Origin of the sequence: Burkholderia sp. BCC1998 (assembly GCF_905339875.1) — a bacterium.
Taxonomy (GTDB): domain Bacteria; phylum Pseudomonadota; class Gammaproteobacteria; order Burkholderiales; family Burkholderiaceae; genus Burkholderia.
Map to the genome: position 1 here is coordinate 54,945 of NZ_CAJPHE010000019.1, position 13,709 is coordinate 68,653.

Genomic DNA, 13,709 nt, shown 5'->3' on the forward strand with positions numbered 1-13,709 from the left:
GCTCGGGAGAGCGCGCTTAGTTCGTTGCCGGCTTCAGCTCGTTCGATTGCGTCGGAGCCGGCGTGCCTTGCGCCATTTCCGGCGTCACGCATTCGTCGGCGAGACGCTCGCCGCCGTTCGCGTCGCTGAACAGCATCGCCTTGCTCGGGATCACGACGAGCTTGAAGCCCGCGGCCGGATCGTAGAACGTGTCGGCGCCCGTCGTCGTGGCCTGACGCGGCAGCTTGTAGTTCTTCTTCGCCCAGTGAACCGTGACGACCTGGTCACGCTTCATGTCGCCGGCGAGGTCGAACGACAGGCCGTCCTTGCACGACCACTTGGCCGCGCCGTCCGGTACCGGATCGACCTTGGCCGCGGCACGCGCCTGCGCCTTCTTGCTGCGCGGAACGATGCGCTTGGCCGGCGCCGGGCGCTTGGCCGTCTTCTTCGCAGTCGTCGCCGTATCCTGGGCGAACGCGCTCGGAGCCGACACCAGCATCGTGGCGGACAAGGCGCCGATGGCGGTAGCGATCAGGAGTTTCTTCATGGAGTCAGAACCTTTCGATAATCAGTTGACAAGGGCCGGCAGCTGACACCGCCGGCCGGTTTGAAACTGCACGCGCCCCGGAAGCGCGCAGCGGCCGCTATTTTCACCTATTTGGCCGCGCTCATATCAGGTTTTCGGGCTCCGTTACGTTTTTTGTCGTTTCGCCAACCCGTCTCGGGTTCGCGCCCCGGTGATTCGATGAAATTCGTGTGTCGGCGCGCGCTCACCGCGCGTCTCCGGCGGCCGGGCCGAACAGCGGCGCGGCCTCGGCCGGCACCGGCTGGCCGGTCGCCCGCGCGCGGCGCAGCACCGACCAGTAATAGCGGTAGCTCGCGCGATCGTGCAGTGTATCGCCGTGGCGCGTCGGGCCCCAGTCGGCGGCCTGCGCCGCCAGCAGGATCTCGGCGGCCAGCGCGACTTCATCGGTGCGCGGCGCGAACGCGTCGACGATCGGGCGGATCTGCGCGGGATGGATGCTCCACATCCGCGTGAACGCGAACTCGTCGCGCGCGCGGCGCGCGTCGCCGGCGACGACGGCCATGTCGCGCACTTCCGTCGTCACGTTGTGCGACGGCGTCTTGCCGTGCGCGTGGCAGGCGGCGGCGATTTCCAGCTTCGCGCGGCGCACGAGCGGATGGTCGAACTGGCCGGGCGAGCGCATCGCCGCATCGGGAATCGCGCCGTGATGCGCGGACACGAAGTCCATCAGCCCGAAGCTCAGCGTGCCGACCAGCGGCAGCGCGGCGAGCGCGGCCGCCTGGGCGAGCGCGCCGTGCGTCTCGACCAGCACGTCCACCGGAATCGGCTGCGCGAGGCCGAGCTCGCGGCGCGTGCCTTCGATGAACGCGACCATCTCGGCCGCGTCGGCGGCGCTGGCGATCTTAGGCAGCGTGACGTAGGCCGGCGCGCGCGCGGCGCGCAGCACGATGCGCACGTCGTCGCGCCAGTGGGGATGGGAAAAGTCGTGGATGCGGACGCCGACCCGCCCGAAGCGGTTCTCGGCGCCGCCGAGGCATTCGGCGACGAGCTGCGCGTGCGCGGCTTCCTGGCCGACGGCCGCGCCGTCCTCGCAGTCGAGCGTGATGTCGAACACGGGGCCGAGTTCGGCCTGGAGCGCGAGCGACTTGCGCATCAGCTTCTCGCTGCCCGCGTAGTGATCGCAGCAGGGCAGGATCGCGGGCGGGGACGCCCCGTCGTACAGCACTTGTGCAGGAGTGAGCGCGGACATCTCTTCTACGTCAAGGAAGCGGGCAACGTGGAGAAAATCGGATTCGGGCACGTTCTGGGCCGGCGCGCGGAGCGCCTGGAGCGGCAAAACGTGCCCGGATCGGATCGGGCGGCGGGGCCGGCTGCAGCCCCGCCGCCCGTGCCGTGGCCGGCCCGCCCGGAGGCGGCCCGGCCATGCAGCCTGCTTAGTTCTTCAGCAGGTGGGCGACGCCGTCGCGCTCTTCGAGCAGCTCGGCCAGCGTGCCGTCCATCTTCTCGCGCGAGAACGCGTCGATTTCGAGGCCTTCGACACGCTTGTACTCGCCGTTTTCGCACGTGACCGGCACGCCGTAGATGATGTCTTCGGGGATGCCGTACGAGCCGTCCGACGGGATGCCCATCGTGACCCACTTGCCGTTCGTGCCGAGGACCCAGTCACGCACGTGGTCGATCGCCGCGTTGGCTGCCGACGCCGCCGACGACAGGCCGCGCGCTTCGATGATCGCCGCGCCGCGCTTGCCGACGGTCGGGATGAACGTGTCGCGGTTCCACACGTCGTCGTTGATCAGCTTCAGCAGCGACTCGCCTTCGACGGTCGCGAAGCGGAAGTCGGGGTACATCGTCGGCGAGTGGTTGCCCCACACGGCAAGCTTCTCGATCGACGCGACCGGCTTGCCCGACTTGGCGGCGAGCTGCGACAGCGCGCGGTTGTGGTCGAGGCGCAGCATCGCCGTGAAGTTCTTCTTCGGCAGATCCGGTGCCGACTTCATCGCGATGTATGCGTTGGTGTTCGCCGGGTTGCCGACGACCAGCACCTTCACGTCGCGGCTCGCGACTTCGTTCAGCGCAGCGCCCTGGACCGTGAAGATCTCGGCGTTCGCCGACAGCAGGTCCTTGCGCTCCATGCCCTTCGAGCGCGGACGTGCACCGACCAGCAGCGCGACGTCTGCATCCTTGAATGCAACCTTCGGATCGTCGGTGATCACGACGCCCGCGAGCAGCGGGAACGCGCAATCGTCGAGTTCCATCACGACGCCTTTGACGGCGGCTTGGGCTTGCGGGAGGTCGAGCAGTTGCAGGATGACCGGCTGGTCCTTGCCGAGCAGGTCGCCGTTCGCGATGCGGAACAGCAGGGAGTAAGCGATTTGACCTGCGGCGCCGGTGACGGCAACGCGCTTTGCGGGCTTAGCCATTGAAAATCTCCAGGACGGGTGAAGCGGTGGACGCTAGGCAAAACGCCATTCTATGCGCGTTACGCGTAGCGTTGCATTGAAGCAGGGCGGAGGATTCGCGAAAGGCAGACGCGGTGAACCTGGAGACGGCCGTGGCACGTAGCCGGGGACGCATTTTGCACCCGCGAACCCTTGCTCGCCCCGGAGTGTAGGAGCCGATGGACCCAAAGTCAAACGGTATCATATGTCTTATATAAGACAGATGTTTTGCGGAATTTGAGTGGACGAAAAAGCGCGGTTTGTGATGAAATGCGCGCCATGACATCGAACCAGGCGAACAACGCGAATCCGACCGGCGCAGGCGGCCCAGGGCAGCCGGGCGCGGGCGATTCCGTGCCGGCGCCTGCGCCGGCCGCTTCGCCGTCGCCGACATTCAGTCCGTTATACCAGCAGATCAAGTCATTGATCACGCAAAGTCTCGAATCCGGTGAATGGAAGCCGGGCGAGATCATCCCGAGCGAAGTGGAGTTGGCTGCCCGTTACAAGGTCAGCCAGGGCACGGTTCGCAAGGCGATCGACGAGCTGGCCGCGGAAAACCTCGTGGTCCGGCGGCAAGGCAAGGGTACTTTTGTTGCGACGCACAATGAGGATCGCGCGCAGTTCCGCTTCCTGCGGCTGCTGGCTGACGACGGCGCCGAGCATCCGCACGTGAGCCGCCTGCTCGAATGCCGGCGCCTGCGCGCGCCGGCCGAGATCGCGCGGCAGCTCGACCTGAAGCCGGCCGATCCGGTCGTCCAGGTGCGTCGCCTGCTGGAGTTCGAGAACGAAGTGACGGTGCTCGACGAGATCTGGCTGCCGGGCGCGATGTTCCGCGGGCTGACGTTCGAGCGGCTGAGCGAGTACAAGGGCCCGCTCTACGCGATGTTCGAGACGGAATTCGGCACGCGGATGATCCGCGCGACGGAGAAGATCCGCGCGGTGGCGGCGGAGCCGGCGGTGGCCGACCTGCTGCACGTGCCGGCGGGTTTTCCGTTGCTGTCGGTCGAGCGCGTGTCCTATACATACGGAGACCGGCCGGTGGAAGTGCGGCGCGGCTGGTATGTCACAACCGGGTATTACTATCAGAATGACTTGAGCTGACGACGGATCGGCACAAGCAGCGTGCACGCGGGTTTCGCATTTTCTCGTAGCACGTTTCGGGCCGCCTTTATTCCCGTTCGCGTAATGATCCAGAGCAGACTTTCGCTGCAGCGCGATATAAAAAGGCGCTAAAATCGCGGATTAGTGTGACAACATAGTAGGGGTCTAGCATGACTGACGCAGTAAGAAAGCCGAGGCCGGAATACCGGAACATCGGAATCGGCGACATCACCTTGAAATATCGCATGCCGCTGGCGGCGACATTGTCGATTCTCCACCGAGTCAGCGGCGCGCTGCTGTTCCTGTTCCTGCCGTTCCTGCTGTTCCTCTTCGACCAGAGCCTCACCTCCGAGCTCAGCTTCGAAGTCTTCAAGGCTTTCCTCTCCAACATCGTCGTCAAGCTGATCGTCCTCGCGCTGTCCTGGGCGTTCCTCCACCATTTCTGCGCCGGCATTCGCCACCTGCTGATGGACGTCAACCACGACGCCGTCTCGAAGGAAGGCGGCAAGCGGACGGCCGTCGTCGTCTTTGTCGTCTCGATCGCGCTGACGATCGCCATGGCACTCAAACTGTTCGGAGCATTCTAAGAAAATGGCAGCCAATAACCGAATCGGCTCGAAGCGCCTCGTCGTCGGCGCTCACTACGGCCTGCGCGACTGGCTCGCGCAGCGCGTCACCGCCACGATCATGGCGGTCTACACGGTCATTCTGCTCGTCCTGTTCTTCGGCGCGCATGACTTCTCGTACGAAGGCTGGGCATCGATCTTCTCCGCACAATGGATGAAGCTCGCGACCTTCGTGACGCTGCTTTCCCTCTTCTACCACGCATGGGTCGGCGTGCGCGACATCTGGATGGACTACGTGAAGCCCGTCGGTGTGCGCCTGCTGCTGCAATCGCTGACCATCGTCTGGCTGCTCGCATGTGCGGGCTACGCCGCGCAGATTCTCTGGAGAGTGTAAAGAATGGCTGCAATCAAAACTTCCCTGCCGCGCCGCAAGTTCGACGTGGTGATCGTCGGCGCGGGCGGCTCGGGCTTGCGCGCAGCGCTGCAACTGTCGCGCGCGGGCCTGTCGGTCGGCGTGCTGTCGAAGGTGTTCCCGACCCGTTCGCACACGGTGGCCGCACAGGGCGGCATCGGCGCGTCGCTCGGCAACATGAGCGAAGACAACTGGCACTTCCACTTCTACGACACGATCAAGGGTTCCGACTGGCTCGGCGACCAGGACGCGATCGAGTTCATGTGCCGCGAAGCACCGAACGTCGTGTACGAACTGGAACACTTCGGCATGCCGTTCGACCGTAACGCGGACGGCACGATCTACCAGCGTCCGTTCGGCGGCCACACCGCGAACTACGGCGAGAAGCCGGTCCAGCGCGCATGCGCGGCCGCCGACCGTACCGGTCACGCGCTGCTGCACACGCTGTACCAGCAGAACGTCGAGGCGAAGACGCAGTTCTTCGTCGAATGGATGGCGCTCGACCTGATCCGCGACGCGGACGGCGACGTGCTCGGCGTGACGGCCCTCGAGATGGAGACGGGCGACGTCTACATCATGGAAGGCAAGACGACGCTGTTCGCGACGGGCGGCGCAGGCCGGATCTTCGCGGCATCGACCAACGCGTTCATCAACACCGGCGACGGCCTCGGCATGGCTGCCCGCTCGGGCATCGCGCTGCAGGACATGGAGTTCTGGCAGTTCCACCCGACCGGCGTGGCCGGCGCGGGCGTGCTGATCACCGAAGGCGTGCGCGGCGAAGGCGGTATCCTGCGCAACGCGAACGGCGAGCGCTTCATGGAACGCTACGCACCGACGCTGAAGGACCTGGCGCCGCGTGACTTCGTGTCGCGTTCGATGGACCAGGAAATCAAGGAAGGTCGCGGCGTCGGTCCGAACAAGGATCACGTGCTGCTCGACCTGTCGCACATCGGCGCCGAGACGATCATGAAGCGTCTGCCGTCGATCCGCGAAATCGCGCTGAAGTTCGCGAACGTCGACGCGATCAAGGAACCGATCCCGGTCGTCCCGACGATCCACTACCAGATGGGCGGCATCCCGACCAACATCCACGGTCAGGTCGTCGGCACGTCGCGCGGCCACAAGGATCCGGTCAACGGCTTCTACGCAGTGGGCGAGTGCTCGTGCGTGTCCGTGCACGGCGCGAACCGCCTCGGCACGAACTCGCTGCTGGACCTCGTGGTATTCGGCCGTGCGGCCGGCAACCACATCGTCGAGCACGTGAAGAACCAGAAGGAACACAAGCCGCTGCCGGCCGATGCAGGCGAGTTCTCGCTGGCGCGTCTGAACAAGCTCGACAAGTCGAGCTCGGGCGAGTACACGCAGGACGTCGCGAACGACATCCGCGCGACGATGCAGAAGCACGCAGGCGTGTTCCGCACGTCGGCGCTGCTGAAGGAAGGCGTCGACCAGATGGCCGGCCTGAAGGCCCGCGTGGAAAACATCCACCTGAAGGACAAGTCGAAGGTGTTCAACACCGCGCGCGTCGAAGCGCTCGAGCTGGAGAACCTGATCGAAGTTGCCCGCGCGACGATGGTGTCGGCGGAAGCGCGCAAGGAAAGCCGCGGCGCGCACGCGCACAGCGATTACGAACACCGCGACGACGACAACTGGCTGCGCCACACGCTGTGGTACAGCAAAGGCGATCGCCTCGACTACAAGCCGGTTCAAATGAAGCCGCTGACGGTCGACTCCGTGCCGCCGAAGCCGCGCACGTTCTAAGCCGAGTCAAAGGAATCCGAAATGGCAAAACGCATTTTTGAAGTCTACCGCTACGATCCGGACAAGGACGCGGCACCGCGCATGCAGACGTACGAGCTCGAGATCCAGCATGAGCGCATGCTGCTCGACGCACTGGTCAAGCTGAAGGCCGTCGACGAGACGCTGTCGTTCCGCCGTTCGTGCCGCGAAGGCGTGTGCGGTTCGGACGCGATGAACATCAACGGCAAGAACGGTCTCGCGTGCCTGACGAACCTGAACGACCTGCCGCAGAAGATCGTGCTGCGCCCGCTGCCGGGCCTGCCCGTCGTGCGCGACCTGATCGTCGACATGACGCACTTCTTCAACCAGTATCACTCGATCAAGCCGTACCTGATCAACGACGCGCCGCCGCCGGAGAAGGAACGTCTCCAATCGCCGGAAGAACGCGACGAGCTCGACGGCGTGTACGAGTGCATTCTGTGCGCGAGCTGCTCGACGTCGTGCCCGAGCTTCTGGTGGAACCCGGACAAGTTCGTCGGCCCGGCCGGCCTGCTGCAGGCTTACCGCTTCATCGCGGATAGCCGCGACACCGCCACCGGCGAGCGTCTCGACAACCTGGAAGACCCGTACCGTCTGTTCCGTTGCCACACGATCATGAACTGCGTCGACGTTTGCCCGAAGGGCCTGAACCCGACGAAGGCGATCGGCAAGATCAAGGAACTGATGGTTCGCCGCGCGGTTTAAAGTTTGTGATGAGCGACGAATCGCATCAATCCGACCCGCACCGTCGCGCGCGCCTCCGCTGGCGCGCGCGGCGGGGTCTGCTGGAAAACGACATCATTTTCGAGCGTTTCTTCAGCAGATACGAGCATGACCTCACCGATGCAGACGTAGGCGCGTTGTCGCGCCTGCTCGATCTGAGCGACAACGACCTGATGGACTTGCTCCTCGCGCGCAAGGAACCAGAGGGCGACCTAGACAGCCAGGACATTCACCGGCTGTTGGAGATGCTGCGCAACGTGTAACGCCAAGGTGTAACGCGCTGCGCCCGTTATCGAATCCCGTTTCTATTTTCGATTGAGGATGTGCCATGACTCCGTCTGATGTTAAAGCCACGCTATCGTTCAGCGACAACTCGCCGAGCGTCGAACTGCCGATCTACAAGGGCACGATGGGCCCGGACGTGATCGACATCCGCAAGCTGTACGGCCAGACCGGCAAGTTCACGTACGACCCGGGCTTCATGTCGACGGCAGCTTGTAATTCGGCGATCACGTACATCGACGGCGACAAGGGCGAACTGCTGTACCGCGGCTACCCGATCGACAACCTCGCGCAGAACGCCGACTTCCTCGAGTCCTGCTACCTGCTGCTGAAGGGCGAGCTGCCGAACGCGGCGCAAAAGAAGGAATTCGTCGACACCGTCACGAAGCACACGATGGTGCACGAGCAGATGCACTTCTTCTTCCGTGGCTTCCGCCGCGACGCGCACCCGATGGCGATCCTGGTCGCCGCGGTCGGCGCGCTGTCCGCGTTCTATCACGACTCGCTCGACATCAACGACCCGCGTCACCGCGAAGTGTCGGCGATCCGCATGATCGCGAAGCTGCCGACGCTCGTCGCGATGGCGTACAAGTACAGCATCGGCCAGCCGTTCGTGTATCCGAAGAACTCGCTGTCGTACAGCGCGAACTTCATGCACATGATGTTCTCGAACCCGTGCGAAGAGTACAAGGTCAACGACGTGCTCGTCCGCGCACTCGACCGCATCCTGATCCTGCACGCCGATCACGAGCAGAACGCATCGACGTCGACGGTCCGCCTGGCCGGCTCGTCGGGCGCGAACCCGTTCGCGTGTATCGCAGCCGGTATCGCGTGTCTGTGGGGCCCGGCGCACGGTGGTGCGAACGAAGCCGCGCTGAACATGCTCGAGCAGATCGGTTCGCCGGACAACATCCCCGAATTCATCAAGCAGGTGAAGGACAAGAATTCGGGCGTGAAGCTGATGGGCTTCGGTCACCGCGTGTACAAGAACTACGACCCGCGTGCGAAGCTGATGCGCGAAACGTGCTACGAAGTGCTGAACGAACTCGGCCTGCACGACGACCCGCTGTTCAAGCTCGCGATGCAGCTCGAGAAGATCGCGCTGGAAGACGAATACTTCGTGTCGCGCAAGCTGTACCCGAACGTCGACTTCTACTCGGGTATAGTCCAGCGCGCGCTGGGCATCCCGACGTCGATGTTCACGTGTATCTTCGCGATGGCACGTACGGTTGGCTGGATCGCACAGTGGAACGAAATGATCGCGGATCCGGAACAGAAGATCGGCCGTCCGCGTCAGCTGTTCATCGGCGACACGCCGCGCGAAGCGAAGCCGATCAACGCACGTTAAGTCGTGCGCGGCGCGAACGGCCGCAAGGCCGCTCGCGTCCGGCAACCGCAACGCCCCGACACCCCGGTGGGACATCCCGCCGGGGTGTTTTCATTTGCGCGGCCGACGCTGGCCCGAGCCGGCGCGGCGTTCCAGCGACGGCGGGCGTGTGTCGAGCGGCGGCGAGTCGGTGCCGGTGTCGCTGTCGGGCGCGTGGCCGTGTTGCGCGAAGAACTGCCGGTATGCGCCGGGCGTCATCCCGCGCGCGGCGAGGAACTGGCGGTTGAAGTTCGCGACGTTCGGAATGCCGCAGCGCGCGGCGACCGTCGCGATCGGCCAGTCGGTGCCGACCAGATGGCGGCACGCATGCGCGAGCCGCAGCCGCTGCACGTAGCGGCCGACGCTTTCGCCGAGGTGCCGTACGAACAACCGCTGCAGCGTGCGTTCGGACATGTGCGCGACGGCCGCGAGCGCATCGACACGCAGCGGCTCGTGGAACTGCCGGTCGATCGCGTCGAGCACGCGATCGAGCCGCTCGGCTTCGGGCGCGGCGGCGTTCGCGGACGGCGACGCTGCATCGGGTTGATCGTAGGCCTGCGCGGTGGCGAGCGGTTCGCCGCCGGCGTCCGCGAGATCGGCGAGCGTGTCGAGTGCGGCCGCGAGGCGAATGCGCGGCGAAGGGTCGAGCAACTGCGGCAGCCGCGCGCGCATCGCACGGGCCGTATCGGCGTCGAATGCGAGGCCGGGCGCCGCGCGCCGCAGCAGCGAGCGCATCGGCGCGTACTCGGGGCAGCAGTCGGCCACGCGTCGTGCCCAGTCACCGTCGAACCAGACGACGAGCGCGACTTCCGGCGCCGCGCGATCGATGCGCGCATTCGACGACCACGTATGCGGCAGGTTGGGCGGCACGAGCACCAGATCGTCGTCCGCATAGCGCGCGACGTGATCGCCGATGAAGCGCTGGCCGCGGCTGTTCAGCGTCAGCGTCAGTTCGTACTCGGGATGACGGTGCCATTCGAACGGAATGCGTGCGAGCTGGCGGTGGTACACGCGGATCGAACAGCCGGGGGCGAACGTCACGTGCTCGTACTGCGGTTTCATCGCGGCCTCCGGGCGAGGGCGGGCAGCGCGCCGTGGCATGATCGTGATCGATCGTCACGACGGAGCGATGCCATGTTTTCACATGTTTGCGTGGGCGTCAGCGATACCGGGCGCGCGTGCGACTTCTACGCGCCGCTGTTCGCGGAACTCGGGCTGCGGCTGAAGTTCAGCGAGCCGGACGGCTGGTCGGGCTGGATGCCGGCCGACACCGACCGGCCGCTGTTCTTCTTCGGCCGGCCGCTCGACGGCCGCGCGCCCGAACCCGGCAACGGCCATACGATCGCATTCGACGCGCCGACGCGCGCGCAGGTCGACCGCTGCCACGCGCTCGCGCTGCAGCAGGGCGGCACCTGCGAAGGGCCGCCGGGCCTGCGGCCGCACTATCACCCCGACTACTACGGCGCGTATTTCCGCGACCCGGACGGCAACAAGCTGTGCGTGGTCTGCCATCGTCCGGAGTAGCGAGCGGTTTGTCAGAATTGTATCGATAGTTGGCCGGATAGTGTCGATGGCTGCGATGCGTCCGCCGTACGCTGAATGCTCATCACCACACGATTCAGCGAGGAGACGACGATGCACCTGACGATTGACGATCTGCCGGTTGCGATCCGCATGGCGAAAAGGGCGCTGCGCACCGATCTGCCCGGTTACGCGGCCACGTTCCGCGAACTGGAGGGCGATATCGCGCGGCAGGTCGACGCGATCCGCCGCGCGCACGCGCACGGCCGCGACGTGATCCCGGTATTGCGATTCGCGGATATCGCGAACGGCACCGTCGATCCGCAGGCGATCGCCGCGATCCGCACGCACGGCGCCGCGGTGATCCGCGGCGTGTTCGACGCGCAGCAGGCGCGCGACTGGAACGACGAGATCGGCGCCTATCTGGATGCGAACCGCTTCGCCGAGCGGCTGCATGCACGCGCCGAGGACCGCTACTTCGGCAATCTCGCATCGGGCAAGCCGCAGATCTACGGCGTCTACTGGTCGAAGCCGCAGGTGGCCGCGCGGCAGTCGCCGGCCCTCACGCAGGCGCGCGTGTTCCTGAATCGCCTGTGGCGCCATGCGGACGGCGCGCGCAGGCATTTCGACCCGGACCAGGTGCCGGCCTACGCTGACCGGATCCGCCGCCGGCCGACGGGTTCGACGTCGCTCGGGCTGTCGCCGCATGTCGACGGCGGCTCTGTCGAACGCTGGCTCGGCGCGAATTTCCGGCAGGTCTATCGTCACGTGCTGGCCGGCCGCTGGCGCGCTTACGATCCGTTCGACGCGGCGTTCCGCCCCGACGTCGAGGAGATCCCGTCGCCGGCCGTGTGCTCGATGTTCCGTACGTTCCAGGGCTGGACCGCGCTGACGCCGCAAGGGCCCGGCGACGGCACCCTGCAGCTGATTCCGGTCGCGAACGCGATGGCGTATGTCGTGCTGCGCGCGCTGCAGGACGACGTCGCCGACGACGACCTGTGCGGCGCGCGTCCGGGCCGCGCGCTGTCGATCCTGCCCGAATGGCACGCGCTGCTGCTCGACGCGCTGGTGCCGATCCCGCACATGGAGCCGGGCGACGCGGTGTTCTGGCACGGCGACGTCGTGCATGCGGTCGAGGATGCGCATCGCGGCAGCGGCGACAGCAACGTGATGTACATCCCGGCCGCGCCCGGGTGCGCGAAGAACGACGCGTACCTGCAGCGCCAGCGGCTCGCGTTCCTGCGCGGCGACAGCCCGCCGGATTTCCCGGCCGATCATTTCGAGATCGACTTCGACGGACGCGGCGGCGAGGGCGATCTCACGCCGCTGGGCCGTGCGCAAATGGGGTTCGCGCCCGTCGGCGCATGACGGACGCGCCGCATGCATCGGCCGCATCCGCACCGCGTGGAACGGCCGTTTGCGCCGCGCCCGTCGGCCGTCTGCCGAATCGGCTGCATCCCGCCTGCAATTCGACGCGATCGGCTGCGGGCGCGCCCGAATTCGACGCGAATTGCCCAATTTGGCTTCCGATAATGGTCCGGACACAACGCAGCTGCCCCGTGCGCCGCACGGGGGCAGCGTGACCATGGAGGAGTCGATGCAATTCACGCAAGCGATCGTTCGCCGTCCCGCGCCGTCCTGCGGCGCGGGTCTCACCACCGCCGCGCTCGGCACGCCCGACTACGACAAGACGCTCACGCAGTTCCACGCGTACTGCGACGCGCTGCGCGGGCTCGGCGTCGAGCTGACCGAGCTGCCGCCGCTGGACGCGTTTCCCGATTCGCACTTCGTCGAGGACGTCGCCGTCGTCACGCCCGAATTCGCGGTGATCACGCGTCCCGGCGCACCCGCGCGGCGCGGCGAGACGGTGCACATCGAAGCGGCGCTCGCCGCGCATCGCGACCTGCTGCCGATGCAGGCAGGCCGTCTCGACGGCGGCGACGTGATGCAGGTCGGCAAGCGCTTCTACATCGGCCTGACGGGCCGCACCGATGCCGAGGGCATCGCCGCATTCGAGTCGCTGGTGGCGCGCTACGGCTATTCGGTCGTCGCGGTGCCGGTCGGCGCGGGGCTGCATCTGAAATCGGTCGTCAACGCGCTCGGCGACGACACGCTGCTCGTGACCGAGGCGCTCGCTGCGCATCCGGCGTTCGCCGACTATCGCCGCATCGCGATCTCGGCCGCCGACGAATACGCCGGCAACACGCTGCGCGTGAACGGCACGCTGATCACGCCGGCCGGCTATCCGCGCGTGCACGACGCGATTCAGTCGCTCGGGATGCCGCTGCACGTGATCGACACGAGCGAGTTCCGCAAGATGGACGGCGGCCTGACCTGCCTGTCGCTGCGGTTCTAGCCGATTGGCGCGCGGCCGCTTCGGCCGGATAATGTGGCCCCCGCGCGGAACCGGAGGAGACGCTCCGCGCACCAGCCACGACCCGACCGGAGCGAACGCGGATGACCGACAAGAAGATGCAGCTCGACAAGATCGATCTCCGGATCCTCGACATCCTGCGTACCGACGGGCGGATTTCCTACCGAAAGCTGTCCGAGCTCGTGAACCTTACGCCGCGGCCCTGCCAGGCGCGCGTGGAGCGGCTCGAGGCGCTCGGCGTGATCGAAGGCTACCGCGCGGTGATCAAGGCGCCGCGCGCGACCAAGCCGATCGTCGTGATCGCGCAGATCGTGCTGGCCGACCACGGGCGTTCGCAGGCGCCGTTCGAGGACGAGATGCGGGCCAATCCGGCCGTGCTCGATTGCTGGCTCGTCAGCGGCACGTTCGATTTTCTCGTGCGGCTCGCGTGCGAGGATCTCGACGAATACCGGCGGATCGCGAACGCGTGGCTGGAAAGCCCGCGGTTCCGGATCGAGAAGATCGTGACGACGGCCGAGCTGCAGGCGATCAAGCGCAGCGTCGTCTGACGCGGCCGTGCGCGTCCGGGCCGCCGGCATCGGACGCGCGACCCGGCGGCAGGACCATTTTTTGACGCGAATAACCGGGCCGATCGATTGGTAT

15 protein-coding genes are annotated in these 13,709 nt (G+C 66.2%); 11 read left to right on the forward strand and 4 right to left on the reverse strand.

Annotation, left to right across the window (positions count from 1 at the left end):
* Positions 1–16: 16 nt before the first annotated feature.
* From U5A56_RS27400 to U5A56_RS27410, 3 genes are all read right to left on the reverse strand, one after another.
* Positions 17–526 carry a hypothetical protein gene (locus U5A56_RS27400; protein ID WP_044845313.1) on the reverse strand — a complete coding sequence of 170 codons (510 nt, stop codon included), beginning with the start codon at positions 524–526 and terminating at the stop codon, positions 17–19.
* Between the two features lie 223 nt (positions 527–749).
* On the reverse strand, positions 750–1,754 hold the full coding sequence (locus U5A56_RS27405; RefSeq protein ID WP_321809809.1) for an HpcH/HpaI aldolase/citrate lyase family protein: 1,005 nt from the start codon (positions 1,752–1,754) through the stop codon (positions 750–752).
* Positions 1,755–1,938: 184 nt separating this feature from the next.
* On the reverse strand, positions 1,939–2,925 hold the full coding sequence (locus U5A56_RS27410) for a malate dehydrogenase (RefSeq protein ID WP_044843799.1): 987 nt from the start codon (positions 2,923–2,925) through the stop codon (positions 1,939–1,941).
* A gap of 288 nt (positions 2,926–3,213) precedes the next feature.
* On the opposite strand from U5A56_RS27410, the gene U5A56_RS27415 reads away from it, so the two are divergent.
* From U5A56_RS27415 to gltA, 7 genes are all read left to right on the forward strand, one after another.
* Entirely contained in the window at positions 3,214–4,044 is an 831-nt protein-coding gene (locus U5A56_RS27415) for a GntR family transcriptional regulator (protein WP_082088449.1), read from the forward strand.
* Positions 4,045–4,214: 170 nt separating this feature from the next.
* Positions 4,215–4,631 (forward strand): succinate dehydrogenase, cytochrome b556 subunit, encoded by a 417-nt coding sequence (gene sdhC / locus U5A56_RS27420; RefSeq protein WP_321925564.1) that lies wholly within the window; start codon positions 4,215–4,217, stop codon positions 4,629–4,631.
* A gap of 4 nt (positions 4,632–4,635) precedes the next feature.
* Entirely contained in the window at positions 4,636–5,004 is a 369-nt protein-coding gene (gene sdhD / locus U5A56_RS27425; RefSeq protein ID WP_006399546.1) for a succinate dehydrogenase, hydrophobic membrane anchor protein, read from the forward strand.
* A 3-nt stretch (positions 5,005–5,007) separates the two neighbouring features.
* Positions 5,008–6,783 (forward strand): succinate dehydrogenase flavoprotein subunit, encoded by a 1,776-nt coding sequence (sdhA, locus tag U5A56_RS27430; RefSeq protein WP_321925566.1) that lies wholly within the window; start codon positions 5,008–5,010, stop codon positions 6,781–6,783.
* Between the two features lie 21 nt (positions 6,784–6,804).
* A complete protein-coding gene (locus U5A56_RS27435; protein WP_011658352.1) occupies positions 6,805–7,506 on the forward strand; it encodes a succinate dehydrogenase iron-sulfur subunit in 702 nt (233 codons plus the stop codon).
* Between the two features lie 8 nt (positions 7,507–7,514).
* Positions 7,515–7,787 (forward strand): succinate dehydrogenase assembly factor 2, encoded by a 273-nt coding sequence (locus U5A56_RS27440; protein ID WP_321807634.1) that lies wholly within the window; start codon positions 7,515–7,517, stop codon positions 7,785–7,787.
* A 65-nt stretch (positions 7,788–7,852) separates the two neighbouring features.
* A complete protein-coding gene (gltA, locus tag U5A56_RS27445) occupies positions 7,853–9,154 on the forward strand; it encodes a citrate synthase (protein WP_014899964.1) in 1,302 nt (433 codons plus the stop codon).
* 90 nt (positions 9,155–9,244) lie between these two features.
* Here gltA and U5A56_RS27450 read toward each other — a convergent pair whose 3' ends face one another.
* Positions 9,245–10,234 (reverse strand): AraC family transcriptional regulator, encoded by a 990-nt coding sequence (locus U5A56_RS27450; protein WP_321925568.1) that lies wholly within the window; start codon positions 10,232–10,234, stop codon positions 9,245–9,247.
* A 72-nt stretch (positions 10,235–10,306) separates the two neighbouring features.
* On the opposite strand from U5A56_RS27450, the gene U5A56_RS27455 reads away from it, so the two are divergent.
* The 4 genes from U5A56_RS27455 (at position 10,307) to U5A56_RS27470 (ending at position 13,615) form a co-directional block, all read left to right on the forward strand.
* Positions 10,307–10,696 (forward strand): VOC family protein, encoded by a 390-nt coding sequence (locus U5A56_RS27455; RefSeq protein ID WP_321925570.1) that lies wholly within the window; start codon positions 10,307–10,309, stop codon positions 10,694–10,696.
* A gap of 111 nt (positions 10,697–10,807) precedes the next feature.
* Positions 10,808–12,061, forward strand: a complete 1,254-nt coding sequence (locus U5A56_RS27460) for a DUF1479 domain-containing protein (RefSeq protein ID WP_321925572.1) — start codon at positions 10,808–10,810, stop codon at positions 12,059–12,061.
* 229 nt (positions 12,062–12,290) lie between these two features.
* Positions 12,291–13,049, forward strand: a complete 759-nt coding sequence (locus tag U5A56_RS27465) for a dimethylarginine dimethylaminohydrolase family protein (protein WP_321925574.1) — start codon at positions 12,291–12,293, stop codon at positions 13,047–13,049.
* A gap of 101 nt (positions 13,050–13,150) precedes the next feature.
* Positions 13,151–13,615: an Lrp/AsnC family transcriptional regulator gene (locus tag U5A56_RS27470; RefSeq protein WP_044843805.1), complete on the forward strand. Its 465-nt coding sequence runs from the start codon at positions 13,151–13,153 to the stop codon at positions 13,613–13,615.
* The last annotated feature ends 94 nt before the right edge of the window (positions 13,616–13,709 follow it).

What these genes read in the sequence shown, in the direction of transcription:
- U5A56_RS27435 (WP_011658352.1), top strand. Translation starts at nt 6,805, where the DNA reads ATGGCAAAACGCATTTTTGAAGTCTACCGCTACGATCCGGACAAGGAC.
- U5A56_RS27405 (WP_321809809.1), bottom strand. Translation starts at nt 1,754, where the DNA reads ATGTCCGCGCTCACTCCTGCACAAGTGCTGTACGACGGGGCGTCCCCG.
- sdhA (WP_321925566.1), top strand. Translation starts at nt 5,008, where the DNA reads ATGGCTGCAATCAAAACTTCCCTGCCGCGCCGCAAGTTCGACGTGGTG.
- U5A56_RS27460 (WP_321925572.1), top strand. Translation starts at nt 10,808, where the DNA reads ATGCACCTGACGATTGACGATCTGCCGGTTGCGATCCGCATGGCGAAA.
- gltA (WP_014899964.1), top strand. Translation starts at nt 7,853, where the DNA reads ATGACTCCGTCTGATGTTAAAGCCACGCTATCGTTCAGCGACAACTCG.
- U5A56_RS27400 (WP_044845313.1), bottom strand. Translation starts at nt 526, where the DNA reads ATGAAGAAACTCCTGATCGCTACCGCCATCGGCGCCTTGTCCGCCACG.
- U5A56_RS27410 (WP_044843799.1), bottom strand. Translation starts at nt 2,925, where the DNA reads ATGGCTAAGCCCGCAAAGCGCGTTGCCGTCACCGGCGCCGCAGGTCAA.
- U5A56_RS27415 (WP_082088449.1), top strand. Translation starts at nt 3,214, where the DNA reads ATGCGCGCCATGACATCGAACCAGGCGAACAACGCGAATCCGACCGGC.
- sdhD (WP_006399546.1), top strand. Translation starts at nt 4,636, where the DNA reads ATGGCAGCCAATAACCGAATCGGCTCGAAGCGCCTCGTCGTCGGCGCT.
- U5A56_RS27465 (WP_321925574.1), top strand. Translation starts at nt 12,291, where the DNA reads ATGCAATTCACGCAAGCGATCGTTCGCCGTCCCGCGCCGTCCTGCGGC.
- U5A56_RS27455 (WP_321925570.1), top strand. Translation starts at nt 10,307, where the DNA reads ATGTTTTCACATGTTTGCGTGGGCGTCAGCGATACCGGGCGCGCGTGC.
- U5A56_RS27470 (WP_044843805.1), top strand. Translation starts at nt 13,151, where the DNA reads ATGACCGACAAGAAGATGCAGCTCGACAAGATCGATCTCCGGATCCTC.
- U5A56_RS27440 (WP_321807634.1), top strand. Translation starts at nt 7,515, where the DNA reads ATGAGCGACGAATCGCATCAATCCGACCCGCACCGTCGCGCGCGCCTC.
- U5A56_RS27450 (WP_321925568.1), bottom strand. Translation starts at nt 10,234, where the DNA reads ATGAAACCGCAGTACGAGCACGTGACGTTCGCCCCCGGCTGTTCGATC.
- sdhC (WP_321925564.1), top strand. Translation starts at nt 4,215, where the DNA reads ATGACTGACGCAGTAAGAAAGCCGAGGCCGGAATACCGGAACATCGGA.